The 15,734-nt window shown below is 69.4% G+C and carries 13 protein-coding genes; 8 read left to right on the plus strand and 5 right to left on the minus strand.

What is annotated here, in order from left to right; translation table 11 throughout:
- The first annotated feature begins 465 nt into the window (after nt 1-465).
- From NN2_RS24040 to NN2_RS24050, 3 genes are read left to right on the plus strand one after another with little or no spacing between them, the layout of a single operon-like run.
- Nucleotides 466-1,398: a class I SAM-dependent methyltransferase gene (locus NN2_RS24040; RefSeq protein WP_439955862.1), complete on the plus strand. Its 933-nt coding sequence runs from the start codon at nt 466-468 to the stop codon at nt 1,396-1,398.
- Nucleotides 1,395-2,810: an argininosuccinate lyase gene (gene argH, locus NN2_RS24045; protein ID WP_063016109.1), complete on the plus strand. Its 1,416-nt coding sequence runs from the start codon at nt 1,395-1,397 to the stop codon at nt 2,808-2,810. Before NN2_RS24040 ends, argH begins: the two co-directional genes overlap by 4 nt.
- A 52-nt stretch (nt 2,811-2,862) precedes the next feature.
- Nucleotides 2,863-3,186 carry a DMT family transporter gene (locus tag NN2_RS24050; RefSeq protein WP_030518245.1) on the plus strand — a complete coding sequence of 108 codons (324 nt, stop codon included), beginning with the start codon at nt 2,863-2,865 and terminating at the stop codon, nt 3,184-3,186.
- Nucleotides 3,187-3,193: 7 nt separating this feature from the next.
- Here NN2_RS24050 and ilvA read toward each other — a convergent pair whose 3' ends face one another.
- Nucleotides 3,194-4,414, minus strand: a complete 1,221-nt coding sequence (gene ilvA / locus NN2_RS24055) for a threonine ammonia-lyase (RefSeq protein ID WP_063016110.1) — start codon at nt 4,412-4,414, stop codon at nt 3,194-3,196.
- Between the two features lie 151 nt (nt 4,415-4,565).
- Between ilvA and NN2_RS24060 the strand changes: the two genes are divergently transcribed.
- Together NN2_RS24060 and NN2_RS24065 are read left to right on the plus strand one after the other, a co-directional pair.
- A complete protein-coding gene (locus NN2_RS24060) occupies nt 4,566-5,048 on the plus strand; it encodes an RrF2 family transcriptional regulator (protein WP_030518247.1) in 483 nt (160 codons plus the stop codon).
- 217 nt (nt 5,049-5,265) lie between these two features.
- Nucleotides 5,266-6,501, plus strand: coding sequence for a globin domain-containing protein (locus NN2_RS24065; protein ID WP_063016111.1), 1,236 nt, complete (start codon nt 5,266-5,268; stop codon nt 6,499-6,501).
- A 4-nt stretch (nt 6,502-6,505) separates the two neighbouring features.
- Here NN2_RS24065 and idi read toward each other — a convergent pair whose 3' ends face one another.
- Nucleotides 6,506-7,069 (minus strand): isopentenyl-diphosphate Delta-isomerase, encoded by a 564-nt coding sequence (idi, locus tag NN2_RS24070; RefSeq protein ID WP_227462773.1) that lies wholly within the window; start codon nt 7,067-7,069, stop codon nt 6,506-6,508.
- A 22-nt stretch (nt 7,070-7,091) separates the two neighbouring features.
- Nucleotides 7,092-7,415 carry a hypothetical protein gene (locus NN2_RS24075; protein ID WP_063016112.1) on the minus strand — a complete coding sequence of 108 codons (324 nt, stop codon included), beginning with the start codon at nt 7,413-7,415 and terminating at the stop codon, nt 7,092-7,094.
- A gap of 88 nt (nt 7,416-7,503) precedes the next feature.
- On the opposite strand from NN2_RS24075, the gene NN2_RS24080 reads away from it, so the two are divergent.
- Nucleotides 7,504-10,455, plus strand: a complete 2,952-nt coding sequence (locus NN2_RS24080; protein WP_082857218.1) for an AMP-binding protein — start codon at nt 7,504-7,506, stop codon at nt 10,453-10,455.
- A 21-nt stretch (nt 10,456-10,476) separates the two neighbouring features.
- Here the strand turns inward: NN2_RS24080 and rffA are convergent, their stop codons facing one another.
- On the minus strand, nt 10,477-11,613 hold the full coding sequence (rffA, locus tag NN2_RS24085) for a dTDP-4-amino-4,6-dideoxygalactose transaminase (protein ID WP_063016114.1): 1,137 nt from the start codon (nt 11,611-11,613) through the stop codon (nt 10,477-10,479).
- Entirely contained in the window at nt 11,603-12,625 is a 1,023-nt protein-coding gene (locus tag NN2_RS24090) for a glycosyltransferase (RefSeq protein WP_082857220.1), read from the minus strand. Before NN2_RS24090 ends, rffA begins: the two co-directional genes overlap by 11 nt.
- A gap of 397 nt (nt 12,626-13,022) precedes the next feature.
- Here NN2_RS24090 and NN2_RS24095 point away from each other — a divergent pair, with 397 nt between their 5' ends.
- Both NN2_RS24095 and NN2_RS24100 read left to right on the plus strand, forming a co-directional pair.
- The gene (locus NN2_RS24095; RefSeq protein ID WP_063016131.1) at nt 13,023-15,245 is read left to right on the plus strand and encodes a hypothetical protein; all 2,223 of its coding nucleotides are present in this window, start codon (nt 13,023-13,025) and stop codon (nt 15,243-15,245) included.
- On the plus strand, nt 15,242-15,733 hold the full coding sequence (locus tag NN2_RS24100) for a GtrA family protein (RefSeq protein WP_063016116.1): 492 nt from the start codon (nt 15,242-15,244) through the stop codon (nt 15,731-15,733). The genes NN2_RS24095 and NN2_RS24100 overlap by 4 nt, the downstream gene beginning before the upstream one ends.
- The last annotated feature ends 1 nt before the right edge of the window (nt 15,734 follow it).

A 15,734-nucleotide genomic window follows, 5' to 3' on the forward strand; every position in this document is an offset into this window, starting at 1 on the left:
CGGTCGGGAGCAGCGGCAGCCGGTCGTCGCCGCGAGCGCTCGGTCATCGTTCGGTCGATGGCCGAGCCGCCGAGCAGGGTGTCCATGTCGGCGCGTGTGTCGAGCCGGAGGTGCGCTGCGATGCCCCGTAGGGCCGCCGCTCTCGCGAGCGCGACGCTCGGGCGGAGAGGTTCACGAGTATCCGGTCGGAGGCGCCGACGCACAGCACCGGCCGACGGATCGCGAAGACTCGCGGTGACCTACCGAATGCCGTTGCGTTTGGCAATCGTCGCCGCAATGCCGGATCGCCTCCGGCGGGAAGTCGGCGTGATCCGGCCGCACCCACACCTCGCCGAGCGTGTACATCCGTGGTGCGGAGTCCGGCGCCCCACCAGGCGCGGAGTAGCCTGCCACCGGGTGAAACCGCACGACCGCAGGGTGCGCATCGTGTAGAAGGCGACGCAGCCCGAACGGGAGGAGATGTCCGTGCGCAGTGACGACGACAGCTGGGATATCACCGAGAGTGTCGGCGCGACCGCCATCGGTGTGGCCGCGATGCGGGCGGCCGAGACCCGGCGCCCCGATGCGCTGTTCCGTGATCCCTACGCCGCGCGTCTGGTCGAGGCCGCCGGTTCGGGCTGGAGCCACATCATGCGCGCTCAGGTCGCGGCGACATCGGCCGGTGCGGATCCCGCCGGCGAGGGCGGGCATGCCTACAGCTCGCTGGCCGCGATGCTCATCGCTCGCACGGTCTACTTCGACGAGTACTTCGCTGCCGCCTCCGCCGCCGGCATCCGGCAGGTCGTGATCCTCGCGAGCGGACTCGACGCCCGTGCTTATCGGATCGAATGGCCTTCCGGCACTGTGGTTTTCGAGATCGACCAGCCGAAGGTGCTGGAGTTCAAGAACTCCGTGCTCGCCGATGAGCAGCCCGCCGTCGACCGGCGCGCGATCGGCGTGGATCTGCGCCAGGATTGGCCGAAGGAGCTGTGGGACAACGGTTTCGATCCCACCGCACCGACCGCCTGGCTGGCGGAGGGACTGCTGCGCTACCTGCCCGGCGAGGCGCAGGACCGGCTGTTCGGCGATATCGCGGCGCTCAGCGCGCCCGGCAGCCGGATCGCCCTGAACATCGGACGCGGACGGAGCGAGGATTCGCCCGCACTGCAAGCGATACGGGAGCGCCGCAAGCGACTGCTCGCCGAGGCCGGGATCACGCTGAACCTCGAAGAACTCTGGTACCCCTGGGAGGGCCGTACCGACCCGCGCGACTGGTTCACCGCGCACGGCTGGGCCGTGACGGTCGGCGATCCGGTCGCCGTCCTGTCCGACCACGGCCGCGAGCAGCCCGAGGCCGCTCGCGCCGAACTGAACCGCCACATTTTGATGACCGCCACACGAGGAGACGAGAACCGATGAGCCAAGCCACCAACGAGGGCGCGCTGTGGGGTGGGCGTTTCGCCTCCGGCCCCGCCGCGGCCATGGCGGCGCTGAGCAAATCGACCCATTTCGACTGGGCGCTGGCGCCCTACGACATTCGCGCGTCCAAGGCCCACGCTCGTGTGCTGCACAAGGCCGGACTGCTGTCGGAGGCCGATCTGGCGGACATGCTGGACGGACTCGACCGGCTCGCGGCCGATGTCGCCTCCGGCGCCTTCACTCCGGCCGAATCCGATGAGGATGTGCACGGCGCGCTCGAGCGCGGTCTGATCGATCGGGTCGGCGCCGAACTCGGCGGCCGGTTGCGCGCGGGACGCTCCCGCAACGATCAGGTGGCCACCCTGTTCCGCATGTGGCTGCGTGATGCGGTGCGCCGCATCGCCTTCGGCGTGCTCGAGGTCGTCGACGCCCTGGTCGAGCAGGCCGCCGCGCATCCGGATGCGGTGATGCCCGGCAAGACACACCTGCAGGCGGCCCAGCCGGTGTTGCTGGCTCACCAGCTGCTCGCCCACGCGCACCCGCTGTTGCGCGACGTCGACCGGCTGCGCGATTTCGACAAGCGCGCGGCGATCTCCCCGTACGGTTCGGGCGCGCTGGCCGGATCGTCGCTGGGGCTCGATCCCGAGGCCATCGCCGCCGACCTGGATTTCGATGCGGCCGCGGCCAATTCGATCGATGCGACCTCCGCGCGCGACTTCGCCGCCGAGGCCGCCTTCGTCCTCGCGATGATCGCTGTCGATCTGTCGCGCATGGCGGAGGAGATCATCATCTGGAGCACACCGGAATTCGGCTACATCACCCTCGCCGATGCCTGGTCCACCGGATCGTCGATCATGCCGCAGAAGAAGAATCCCGACGTGTCGGAGCTGACCCGCGGTAAGGCCGGTCGCCTGATCGGCAACCTCACCGGCCTGCTCGCCACCCTCAAGGCGCAACCGCTGGCCTACAACCGGGACCTGCAGGAGGACAAGGAGCCGCTGTTCGATTCGGTGGCGCAGCTGGAACTTCTGCTGCCCGCCATCGCCGGTCTCGTCTCCACCCTGACCTTCCACACCGAGCGGATGGCCGAACTGGCGCCCGCCGGGTACACCCTGGCCACCGATATCGCGGAATGGCTGGTGCGCCAGGGCGTTCCGTTCCGCGTGGCGCACGAGGCGGCCGGTGCGTGCGTGCGCGCCGCCGAGGCCCGGGGCGTCGGCCTGGACGAGCTCACCGATGCCGAGTTCGCCGCCGTGGATCCGGCGTTGACGCCGCAGGTACGCGAGGTGCTCACGGTGCAGGGGTCCATCGCCTCCCGCAACTCTCGCGGTGGCACCGCCGGGGTGCGGGTCGCCGAACAGCTGGGCGAGGTCCGTGCCACCGCCGCCGAAGCCCGTACCTGGTTGCGCTGACCCAGCGGGTAGTTGCCCGCGCTTCGGTCACGCGCCCGATATCGTGCGCGCCATGATGTTCCTCTTTCTCGGATTGGCCATCGTGACCGAGGTGTCGGCGACGGTGTCGCTGAAGCTGTCCGAGGGGTTCACCAAGCTGGTGCCCTCCCTCGTCGTGGTGGTCGGCTACGTGGCGGCGTTCATCTTCCTGTCGCAGGCGCTGAAGCGGGGGATGTCGGTCGGTGTCGCCTACGGGGTGTGGTCGGCGATCGGGGTGGCGCTGGTCGCCACGATCGGCGTGCTGTTTCTCGACGAGCCGCTGTCCGCGGTGCAGATCGGCGGCATCGCGCTGCTGATCGCCGGGGTGCTGGCGCTGGAACTGGGCGGCGCGCACTGACGCGCGCTCAGTCCTGAACGCGCACAGCGTATTCCGCCCGCTCGAGCGCGTCGAGAACATCGTCGCGATGGGCGGGGCCGCGGGTCTCGAGGGTCAGCTGCACCTCCACCTCGTCGATGGCCAGAGCGGCGGGAGTACGCGAATGCACCACGTCGAGCACATTCGCGCCGGTGCCGGCGACGGCATCGAGTAACCGGCTCAGACTGCCCGGCCGATCCGAAATGGTGATCCGCACGGCGAGGTAGCGCCCGCCGGTGCTGAGCCCGTGGCCGATGATGCGAGTGAGCAGGATCGGATCCACGTTGCCGCCGGAGATGATCGCGCAGACCGGTCCGCGCAGGCGCAGTTCCTCGGCGGGCAGGCTCAGCAGCGCCGCGACCGCCGCCGCGCCCGCCGGTTCCACGACGAGTTTCGCCCGTTCCAGGCACAGCAGCACGGCCGCCGAGAGCGCGTCCTCGCCCACGGTGACGATCGTCGGCTGATGGGCGATGACATGGGCGAACGGCACCTCACCGGGTCGCCCGACGGCGATGCCGTCGGCGATGGTCGACATACGTTGCAGGGCAACGGGTTCCCCGGTACGCAGCGAATCTGGCCAGGCTGCCGCCAGCGCCGCCTGCACACCGATCACCCGCACCTGCGGTGCGGCCGGGTGCAGGGCCGCGGCGACACCCGCGAGCAGTCCGCCACCCCCGGTCGGCACCAGTACGGTCCCGACGTCCGGAAACTGTTCCAGCAGTTCCGATCCGACGCTCGCCTGGCCCGCGACGATATCCGGATGGTCGAAGGGATGGATCAGCGTCGCCCCACTGCGATCGGCGAATTCCTGGGCCGCGAGCAGCGCCTCGTCGACCGTCTCGCCCACCTGATGAACGGTGGCGCCGTAGGCGCGAGTGGCGACGAGTTTGGGCAGAGGCGCTCCCACCGGCATGAACACCGTCGAGGCGATGCCCAAAGTCGTTGCGGCCCAAGCAACTCCCTGCGCATGATTGCCGGCGCTCGCGGCCACCACCCCGTGGGCGCGTTCTGCCGGGGTGAGATTCGCGATCCGGAAGTACGCGCCGCGCGGCTTGAACGACCCCGTCCGCTGCAAATTCTCGCATTTGAGCCGCACAACGGCGCCGGTCCGCTCGGACAGCACCCGCGAGGCGATCACCGGGGTGCGGCGAATGACGGGCGCCAGCATCTCCCGGGCCGCGCTGATGCGATCGAATCCGATCAGCTCCATGCGGCCATGCTGCCAGACACCTGCGGTGAATCCTCGCAGCCGGACGCGCGATGGTGATGTGAGCCGGCCCGCAAAATCCGCACGATGCGGGGTAATTGAACCCACACCGCTGAATGCGCTTTTGAAAGGCGGAATTAAGTAGCCTGGGGGAATGCAGTTGTCGCGATTCACCGATCTGGGGCTGCGGGCGATGATGCGGCTCGCGGTGAGCAGCGGCGTCGAGGAGCGGGTTACCGCGAAGCTGATCGCCCGGCAGGTCAACGCCTCCGAGCACTACGTCGCCAAGGCCGTCACCAAACTGTCCGAACTGGGCCTGGTGGCCTCGCAGCGCGGCCGCGCCGGTGGCATCTTCCTCACCGACGCCGGTCGCACCGCCACCGTCGGGCAGATCGTGCGCGGCCTCGAGGGGGCGGCCGAGGTGGTCGACTGTGTGGGCGAGCACCCCTGCCCGATGGCCGGGGCGTGTCGCCTGCGGCGGATCCTGGCGGAGGCGCAGGAGTCGTTCTATCGAGAACTCGACCGCTACACACTCAGTGATCTGGTCGATCAACGGACGCAGCAATTACTGCATCTGTCGGCCTCGCCGAAATTGCCGTTCGGCGGTTTCGCGGCCGATATTCCGGCCGTGTCCTGACCCCATACTCTCCTCGTAATGCGCTGTGCACCAACATCTTCGGCGGCACAGCGCATTTCGCTGTATTCGAAAGAAAATGTGGCGCGGACAACATAATCCGCACCCGGAACCGTAATTGAACACACGGGCTCGGAAATGGATTCGAGGCACCCGAAATGGTTACCGTGGAATTCTCCCGGTAATGCACCGGAATTGTTGCTCGAAGAGGAGTTTCACCATGACGACCGCGTCGACATCGGCCCTGGACACCAGCGCCGAACTGGAACCGCATCACGCCGAGATCGTGCGGGCGACCCTGCCGGTGATCGGGGCGCGGATCGACGACATCACCGCCGAGTTCTATCGGCGTCTCTTCGCGGCACACCCCGATCTGCTGCGCAACGTCTTCAATCGCGGCAACCAGGCCCAGGGGGAGCAGCAGCGCGCGCTGGCCGCCTCGATCGCCACGTTCGCCACCCACCTCGTCGATCCGAACCTGCCGCATCCGCGCCAGTTGCTGGCCCGCATCGGGCACAAACACGCCTCGCTCGGGGTGGTGCCCGACCAGTATCCGATCGTGCACGAGCATCTGTTCGCGGCGATCGTGCACGTGCTGGGCGAGGCGGTCACCCCGGAGGTCGCGGCCGCCTGGGACCGGGTCTACTGGCTGATGGCCGACACCCTGATGGGATTCGAGAACGAGTTGTACTCGGGCGCCGGTGTCGAACCGGGCGCGGTCTTCCGTGAGGTCCGGGTGGTGGAGCGCGTCGAGGACCCCGCCGAGACCGTCACCTTCGTCGTGGAATCCGCCGACGCGACCGCGCCCCTTCCCGGCTTCGTTCCGGGACAATATGTTTCGGTCGGCGCCGATCTGCCCGACGGCGCCCGGCAGTTGCGCCAGTACAGCCTCGTCAACGCTCCCGGCGCGGGCCGGCTGGCCTTCGCGGTGCGCCGTGTCACCGCCGTCGGCGACCGCCCCGAGGGTGAGGTGTCGTCGTGGCTGCACACAGACGTCGAGGTGGGCGACCGGCTGCAGATCACGCTGCCGTTCGGCGATCTGACCATCGACACCGCCGCGCGGACGCCGCTGGTGCTCATCTCGGCCGGTATCGGCGTCACGCCGATGGTCGGAATCCTGGAATATCTCGCGGCCGCCGGGTCGCCGCGCCGCGTGCTGGCGCTGCACGCCGACCGCGCCGCCTCCACGCACCCGCTGCGCGGCACTCAGGCCGATCTGGTCGCCGGTCTCCCGGATGCCGAGCTGCACGTCTGGTACGAGGAGCCCACCGCCGGTGCGCACGCGGGCCTGCTGTCGCTGGCCGGCATCGACCTGCCCGAGGAGGCCGACATCTATCTGTGCGGCGGCACCGGTTTCCTGCAGGCGGCACGGGCCCAGCTGAAGGCGGCCGGCGTGTCCGACGAACGGGTCCACTTCGAACTGTTCGCGCCCAACGACTGGCTGCTGGATCTTTGAGCGGTCAGCGGCCGGTGCGCGCCGCGGCGAGCACTCCGTGCAACCAGGGCGTGAAATCCGCTGGGGCGGAGGCGATATCGGCCTCCAGCCGATCGGGCTCCGCCCAGCGCACCGCGGCCACCTCGGCCGGGTCGGGATGGTCGGGCACGCCGGCGAACTCGCCGATCAGCACATGATCCCACTCGTCCTCGACCCGCCCGGTCGCCGGATCGTCGGCCCGATAGCGATAGACGCCGACCTCGCGCAGTTCCGCGCTCACCCGCAGTTCCTCACCCAGCCGGACCGCGGCGGCCTCGGCGAGGGACTGCCCCGGCGCCGGATGTCCGCAGCAGGTGTTGGACCAGCGCAGCGGGAACCGGGTCTTGACCGCGGCCCGCTGCTGGAGCAGCACCCGGCCGTCCGGCCCGAACAGCAGCACCGAGAACGCGCGGTGCAGCCGTCCGGGCGCGGTGTGGGCATCGGACACCGGGCAGATTCCGGTCGCGCGGCCCTGCTCGTCGACCAGTTCGACGGGCAGGGACTCGCGGTCGACCGTGCTGTCGGTGGAGGTGATGTGGGTGCCGGTCACGGTCCCACCTTATCGGCGGCTGTCACCGGGTGAAGGGACCTGCCCTCGCGATATGCCGATCGGCGACGCCGGTGCCGCCGCAGCCGGCCCGGGCCTCCGCCGGCCGGTCGCCGGGGCCGATATCGCTGGGGAAGCCCGCGCGGCGATCGGCCTGGGCGATGGCCGAAATCGCCGGCGCGGTGAATTCCCCTCCGCAGGAGAGGCCTTCGGGCGCCATCGCGGCCAGGTCGCCTACCGGCCGGGGCACGGTCGGCGATGCGGGACCGAATTCGCGAAAACGTGGCGCCGCCTGCCGCATCCGCACCCCGTCCGTGCGCAACCTGTGATCGCGGATGGGACCGATCACACCAGGCCCGCAGTAGGCTGTCGATGTGGCAGGCTCGACCCGCACGCAGGGGGCGTGAAGGTGTGAGCGCAGGGCGCAAGGGCTGGGAGTGGTTGTGAAATTCGATACGAGAACCCTGACGGGACCGGCGCGACGGTTGATGGCGACCGCGCAGAACGGTCTCGAGGTCATCCGTTTCGGCGGCCTCGCCCACGATGTGGAGTCCTCGCCCTTCGAGGTCACCGAGCGCAAGCGGATGTACCGGCTGCGCCACTACTTCCCGGACGACCCGGCCGCCGACCGGCCCGTCGCGCTGCTGGTGCCGCCGCTGATGGTCAATGCCGACATCTACGACGTCAACGCCGAGGGCGGCGCTGTCGGTATCCTGCATCGCGCCGGAATCGATTGCTGGGTACTGGATTTCGGCTCGCCCGCCACGGAGGAAGGTGGCTGGCAGCGCGATCTCGCCGACCACGTCCTCGCCCTGTCGAGCGCGATCGACACGGTCAACGAACTGACCGGCCGCGGCGTGCATCTGATGGGGTACTCGCAGGGCGGCATGTTCGCCTACCAGGCCACCGCCTTCCGCTACGGCAAGGGCGTGCAGAGCATCGTCACCTTCGGCAGCCCGGTCGACATCGTCGCGGGACTGCCGTTCGGACTGCCCTACGGGCTGGTGTCGGAGGTGGCCGATTTCGTCGCCGACCACGTCCTCACCCGGTTGCCGATCACCGATGCGATGGTGCGCGTCGGTTTCCAGTTGCTCGACCCGGTGAAGACGGCGAAGGCCCGCATCGACTTCCTGCGCCAGCTGCACGACCGAGAAGCGTTGCTGCCCAAGGAACGTCAGCGCCGCTTTCTCGAACACGACGGCTGGGTGGGCTATTCCGGACCCGCGGCGGCCGATCTGCTCAAGCAGTTCGTCGCGCACAACCGAATGATGTCCGGTGGCTTCGTCATTCGCGATCAGCCGATCTCGCTGGCCGAAGTCAAATGCCCCATCCTCGCCTTCGTCGGCGAGGTCGACGATATCGGCCAGCCGGCCGCGGTGCGCGGCATCGTGCGCGCGGCGCCCAATGCCGAGGTCTACGAGGCCACGCTGGTGGCCGGGCATTTCGGCCTCGTGGCGGGCAGTACCGCCACCAACCAGACCTGGCCGCTGGTGCGCGACTGGGTGAACTGGCTGGGCGGGAACGCAGACCTGCCCGAACAGATCGCGCCCATGCACGAGCACGTCGCCGCCGACCGCCAGACCACCGCGGCCACCCGGGTCGTGCACACCGCGGCCACGCTGGCCGAGGCCGGCGCCGGAATCGGCGCGGCGTTCGGCAGCCTGGCCGGAAACGCGCTGCGCGGATCCAAGGAGCTCACGGGGGAGGCCGCCCGTGCGCTGCCCCGGCTGACCCGGCTCGGCATGATCCAGCCGCACACCCGGATCTCGCTGGGCCGCCTGCTCGCCGAACAACAGCGCAACGCGCCGATGCGCGAGCTGTTCCTCTTCGACGACCGGGTGCACACCCACGCCGCGGTCGGCGCCCGCATCGACAACGTGGTGCGCGGGCTGATCTCGGCGGGCGTACGCCCCGGCACCCGCGTCGGAGTGCTGATGGAAACCCGCCCGAGCGCGCTGGCCTCGGTCGCGGCACTCTCGCGGATCGGGGCGGTCGCGGTGCTACTGGCGCCCGGTGGCGAGACCGCGCGGGCGGTCGAATCGACCGGGACCACGGTGATCGTGGCCGATCCGGAGAACCTGCGGGCCGCGGCCGCCGCCGGAACCCGGGTCCTGGTGCTCGGCGGCGGCAATGCCCGCACACTCGACATCCCGGACGGCGCGGACGTCGTCGACCTGGAGCAGGTCGACCCGGCGGCGGTGGACCTGCCGGGCTGGTTCCGGCCCGATCCCGGATTGGCGCGCGAGCTGGCGTTCATCCTGGTCACAGGTACCGGCGACAAACTCGACCTGAAGTACATCACCAACCACCGGTGGGCGCTGTCGGCCTTCGGCACCGCGACGGCGGCCGACCTGGACCGTCGGGATACGGTGTATTGCCTTGCACCGCTGCATCATTCGTCGGGCCTGCTGGTGAGTCTGGGCGGTGCGGTGGCCGGGGGCAGCCGGATCGCGCTGGCCCGCTCGCTGGATCCGCCCAGCTTCGCCGCCGAGGTGCACCGCTACGGCGTCACCGTGGTCACCTACACCTGGACCATGCTGCGCGACATCCTCGACGTGGAGACCTTCCCCGCCGGCCATTCGCATCCGATCCGGCTGTTCATCGGCTCCGGTATGCCGGCCGGCCTGTGGCGGCGCACCACGGAGCGGTTCGCGCCCGCGCGGGTGCTGGAGTTCTATGCCTCCATCGAGGGTGACGTCGTGCTCGCCAATGTGGCGGGCGTGAAGATCGGCTGCAAGGGCCGGCCGGTGCCGGGCACGGCGAAGGTGGAACTGATCTCCTACGATCCGATCGCCGAACAGATCGTCACCGACACCCGGGGCTTCGCGCGCCGTGCCGCCGACAACGAGGTGGGCCTGCTGATCGGGCGGGCCGCCGACACCGTCGACATCTCCCGCGGCGGCCTGCGCGGGGTCTTCACCGCCGGTGATGCCTGGATGCCGACGGAAAATCTGTTCCGCCGCGACAGCGACGGCGACTACTGGCTGATGGACCGCCGCGACACCGTCATCGCGACCGCCCGCGGGCCGGTCTACTCCCAGCCGATCGTGGACGCGCTCAACGACATCACGGCCGTCGATATGGAGGTCGCCTTCGGCCGCCGCACCCCGAGCACCACGCTTGCGGTCGCCGTGGTGAGCGTGCGCGCGGGCCACCGCCTCGAACCCGCCGATGTCACCGAGGGCCTGCGCTCCCTCGACTCCGCCCAGCGTCCCGACATCGTGCAGGTGGTCGACGAAATCCCGCGCAGCTCGAGCTTCCGTCCCGCCACCCATGCGGTGCGATCGGCCCTTCGCCTGGAACCGGACGAGAACACCTGGTACTACAACCGGGAATCGGAGAGCTACGAAGTGCTCACCCCGGAGGTCGCGGCCGCACTGCTGGGATAGGTGACCACGAGGGTCTCCCGCTCACACCGTGAACGCGGTGACCGTCTCGATGACGCGCGCGACCTGCTGATCGCTCAGATCCGGCCACAGCGGCAGGCGCAGCAGAGTCGCCGAGAATTCGTCGGTGCGCGGGCAGGGAACCGTGGTGCGGCCGAGTTTCTGCCCGGCCGGGCTCGAATGCAGCGGCACGTAGTGGAACGGGGCCGAAATGCCTTGTTCGCGAAGGTATCCGATCAACGCGTCGCGGGTGTCCTCGGTGGGGGTGCGCAGGTAGTACAGATGCGCGGTGTGCTCGCGATCGTCCGGTACCTGCATCAGCCGCACGTCGTTGCGCGCTGCCCACTGCGGCAGTGCGGCGGCGTAGGCGTTCCACACCCGCATCCGCCCGGCCTGGATCCGGTCGAATTCGGCCAGCTGCGCATCGAGCACTGCGGCATTCAACTCACTGGGAAGATAACTCGATCCGATGTCCTGCCAGGAGTACTTGTCGACCGCCCCGCGCAGGAACCGGGCCCGGTCGGTGCCCTTCTCGCGGATGATCTCGGCGCGCCCCATCAGGATCTCGTCGGTGAGCAGGATGGCCCCGCCCTCACCGCAGTGCACGTTTTTAGTGTCGTGGAAGCTGAGCGCGCCCACGGTGCCGATCGTGCCCAGCGGCCGTCCGCGCCACCGGCCGCCGAGGCCGTGCGCGGTGTCCTCGACGATGGCCAGGCCGTGCGCCTCGGAAATCTCGAGCAGCCGGTCCATATCGGCGCCCACTCCGCCGTAGTGGATGACCACGATCGCCTTGGTGTGTTCGGTGACCGCCGCGGCCACCGACTCAGGATCGAGGTTGCCGCGCTCGTCGATATCGGCGAAGACGCAGGTGGCCCCGCGCATCGCGACAGCCGTGGCGGTGGAGGTGAAGGCGAAACTGGGCACGATCACCTCGTCGTCGGGCCCCAGTTCGAGCAGCAGCCCGGCCATCTCCAGCGCATGGGTGCACGAGGTGGTCAGCAGGGTGTGCGGGGCGCCGGTGATGGCGCGCAATTTCGCCGTCGCCGCCGCGGTGAACGGCCCGTCGCCGTGACTATGGTCGGAGGCCAGGACGGCGGCCAGATTCGTCAGCTCGGCCTGGGCGCGGTAGGGACGGCTGAAGAGGATGCGGTCAGTGCTCACCCGGATTGTGTCCCCCGATTGCTGCGGCCGTGGTCGGAACCCGCGCCTCGGCATGCGGACGCGGTGTCGGGGAATCTACCGTCAGATACAGCGGTTTGCCCACCAGCACGTGCAACGCCACACCCAGATACTCCGCGATCAGGCCGAGCGAGAACAGGATCGCGCCCGAGACCAGCAGCAGCACCACGATGATCGAGGCCCAGCCCTCGGGGTCGTGACCGTTGCCGAACAGGGCATTCCAGATCACCACCGCGGCCATCACAGCACCACCGGCGGCCAGGGTCACGCCCAGCAGGCTCACCAGGCGCAGGCCGCGGGTTCCGCTGCACAGCACCATCTTCCAGAACAGCGAGAACAGCCGGCGGTAGTTGTAACCGGACTCTTCGCGGCCCTCCGCGCGCAGGACCACCGGCGCCTGCGCGGTGTTGTCCACCACCCAGGTCAGCGCCACATCCAGATACACCCCGTTGGAAGCGACCTCGGCGAGCTGACGGCCGATATCGCCGCGGATCAGCCGGTAGCTTTCGAAGCGGGTGGAATCGGGGAAGGCGAAGACCGTCGCCAGCACCACCTTGGCGCCGCGTGAGGTGAGGTTGCGCAGCACGCCGTGCGGGCGGGTGTTGGTCGGCTTCGAATAGACCAGATCCGCGCGCTGCGCGAGCGCGGTGTCGAGGAAGGCGCCGATGAATCCCGGATCGTGTTGGCCGTCTTCGTCCATCGTGACGATCCATTCGCCGCGCGCGGCGGCCATACCGGCGATGGTGGCCGCGTCCTGGCCGAAGTTGCGGCTCAGCCAGATCACCCGCACCTGCGGGTATTCGGCGGCGAGCCGCTGCAGCACGACGTCGGAGCGGTCCGGGCCGTGATCGTGGACCAGCACGATCTCCTCGACCGCGAAGCTGTTGCCGTCCGGCGTGCGCGCGGACTCCGCCAATCCGTGCAGTTCGGCGACCAGTCCGGCGATGGTCTGCTCGCCGCGATACACCGGGATCACCACCGAGACCGCATGCACTCGCTCGCCGCCGCCGGTGACCGGCGGGTGAACATTCGGTGTCGAAGCCTGCCCGGCGGCAGGGGGATATGCGGTTGCGGACGGAATCGGCATCAGCTGGTTCGACTTTCGATGACGGTGCGCACCGGAACTCCTCGCCTGTATCCAGAGCCCGAATCGGGGTGAACTCTAACACGCTGCTGGTCACCGGCTTCGGCTCCGCGAGAGGGGCGGCGGTTCCGGGGGCGATGCCCGCGAGCGCGCGGGCGGGTAGGGTCTGTCAATCGTGGTGGAAAGTGCAGTGTCGACGACGGCGCTCGCGGAGCCCGGGAAGGATCGGCGCGATGTCGCCGTCGAGAATGGGCGGCCCGCCGCTCCCCGGCCCGAGTCGAGCGTCGCGGGGCATCCGCGGCGGACCGTGTTCCGATGGGGAGCGGTCACCGCGATCGGGGTCATTGCCGGATATGTCGCGGTGCTGCTCGCCAACGCGCGGCACTTCTACACCGACGACACCGAATCCCAATACACCCCGCTGTGGGTGATGCTCGGCCGGCACCTGCGCGAGGGCCATCTGCCGCTGATGGTGCCCGAACAGTGGATGACCGGGAACTACACCATGGAAGAGGCGGGCCTGTTCAACCCGCCGCAACTGCTGATCGATCTGATCGCACCGTCGGTGGACAACCTCGCGCTGCTGGCGACGGCCGTCAAACTGATCTTCTCGATCATCGCCGCACTCGGCGTGTACCGGGTCTGCCTGGTCTACGGCAGTCGCGCGTCCTGGGCCGCGGTGGCGGGCATCGCCTTTCCGCTCTCGGGCTGGTTCCTGTTCTTCGACGAGGCCAGCTGGGTCACCTCGCTGACCGGCACCGCCTGGATGCTGCACGCCTGGGCCAGTGCCGTCCGCTACGCCCGCGGCCCGGCCGGCGATCGGTCGCGCTACGGCGGCACCCGCGGTTACGGGCCGATTCCGTTGTTCGTCTACCTGTATCTGGCGATTTCGGTCGAATACGTCTTTCCGGCCGTCGAGGCGGCGCTGATGCTGGTCGCCGTGGCGGTGGGAGAGCTCGTCGTCCAACGCGCCTGGCGCCCGGTGCTGCGGGTGGCGGTGGTCGCGGGCGCGGCCGGTATGGCCGGTTTGATGACGTATCTGCCGAGCATGTTGTCCGCGTCGGTGAGCTGGCGGGGCAACTCGCAGATCAACAACGACCGTTTCCTCACGGTGCCGTGGTCGGAATCGCTGAATGCCAGCCTGCCCTCGGCGATGCCGGCGTTCACCTCCTGGTGGGGCTATGTGCAGCCACTGCCGGTCACCTATATCGCGTGGTTCCTGATTCCGGCGCTGGCATTCGTCGACTGGAATCGTGCGCGCCGGGTGTGGCGGGAACTGGTCTCGGTGGCGCTGTTCGCGATCATGTTCCTGATGTGGACGGCCGGACCGGGCACGGTCGGCCCGCTGCGCTGGCCGGCGCGGGTGCTGCCGATGGTGGCGGTCGGCCTGCTGATCCTGGTCTGCGTGCTGCTGGGCCGATTCGGCACGGTGCGGGACTGGCGCCCGCGCGCGGTGGCGGCGGCGGTGCTGATCGGATTGCTCTGGGTGCGAACGTTTTCCGCCGACCCGCACCACATCTGGTGGCATGTGCTCTCCGCGCTCGCGGTCGCGGCACTGGGCGCCGGCGTGGTGTGGTTGTGGGCGCGGCGCGGAAGTGGGGCGGCCGCGCTGGCGACCGTCGTCGCCATGCTCCCGATCGCCTACCTGCAGGTGAGTCTGGTCCAGCCGACGCCGATGGGCTGGAATCTGCCCGTGCACCGCTCCGAGGCGGAGGCGGCGTTCCCGGCATTCGACGGTGTCACCATTCAGCTCGGCGACCGCGGACTGCTGCAGCCGGCGGACAAGAGTCTGCAGGGCGCCTACGGATCGCTGGTGTTCGGCAACTTCGCCAAGGACGTGCATCGCAACTACGTCAACGGCTACACACCCAACGGGCACTACTGGTTCGGCGAAATGCTGTGCATGCGATGGGATTCCAGCGTCTGTCCGGACTCGTTCCGGCGGCTGTTCACCGCCGAGCCGATCACCGGTCGCGCCCCGGTGGACCTGATGAAACTCGACCGTGTCGTGCTGCAGCGGGCGATGTTCCCCGACCTCGGGAACCAGCCCGCGCCGCCCGGCTGGAAGTGGGTCGGCTACCCGGGCCACGAACGCTATATCTGGGTGCTCGAGCGGGAGCAGGGTCCGGTGTCGACCACGAACGGCCGCATCTCCGACGCGCACGACGTACAGGCGAGCTCACTGTCGGAATCGGACCGCACCAGCCGGGTGCGCGTGAGCTCGGCCGACGGCGGTCGCGTGGTACTCGCGCGGCTGAACTGGCCCGGCTATCGCGCCACCCTCGACGGCCACGAACTCCCGATCCGCGAGATCGCGAAATCGATCATCGCCGTGGATATCCCGGCCGGCACCCGGGACGCCACGCTGGAGGTCTCCTGGGAGCCGCCGGGCTGGCGTATCGGTGTCGCCGGCGCGGTCGGCGGCCTGGTGCTGCTGGCGGTGATGCAGTGGCTGTACCTGCGTTCCCGCCGGCGCGCGAGCGAATCCGGCGATTCGGTGAAACAGGAAGCAGCGGAAGTGGTTTCGTGAGCGTCGGCGCGGACGGAACGGCCGCGGCGCGGGCGGCGGGGGAGCCGGACACCCCGCCACCGGGTCTGCTGCTGCGACTGATTCGCCGCCAGGAGATCGCGTTCGCCGCGGTCGGGGCGGCCAACACGCTGCTGGGCATGGTGCTGACGGTGATGTGGCTGAAGGTGCTGCCCGGCGGCTGGCCGCCCGCGGTGGCGGTGGCACTGGCCTACGCGATCAGCATCGTGTTCGCCTTCTTCGCCCATCGCACCCTGGTCTTTCGAGTGCGCGGTCACCTGATCGCCGACTTCCTGCGATTCGTCGCGGTCAACTCGGGCGGGCTGATCTTGAACATGGCGGGCGTGCAGCTCGCGGTCGGGGTGTTCGACCTGCCGGAGACCCCCGCCACGGTGGTCGTGATGGGCGCGGTGGCGGTGCTCAGCTTCTTCGGGCATCGGCACATCTCGTTCCGCCGGGCGGCCCGGCCCGCGGATTCGGCGGGCGGGTAGG

This window comes from Nocardia nova NBRC 15556 (assembly GCF_001613005.1).
Classification (GTDB): domain Bacteria; phylum Actinomycetota; class Actinomycetes; order Mycobacteriales; family Mycobacteriaceae; genus Nocardia; species Nocardia nova.

Coding starts and splice junctions, on each gene's coding strand:
- argH (WP_063016109.1), top strand. CDS start 1,395: ATGAGCCAAGCCACCAACGAGGGCGCGCTGTGGGGTGGGCGTTTCGCC.
- NN2_RS24050 (WP_030518245.1), top strand. CDS start 2,863: ATGATGTTCCTCTTTCTCGGATTGGCCATCGTGACCGAGGTGTCGGCG.
- ilvA (WP_063016110.1), bottom strand. CDS start 4,414: ATGGAGCTGATCGGATTCGATCGCATCAGCGCGGCCCGGGAGATGCTG.
- NN2_RS24060 (WP_030518247.1), top strand. CDS start 4,566: ATGCAGTTGTCGCGATTCACCGATCTGGGGCTGCGGGCGATGATGCGG.
- NN2_RS24065 (WP_063016111.1), top strand. CDS start 5,266: ATGACGACCGCGTCGACATCGGCCCTGGACACCAGCGCCGAACTGGAA.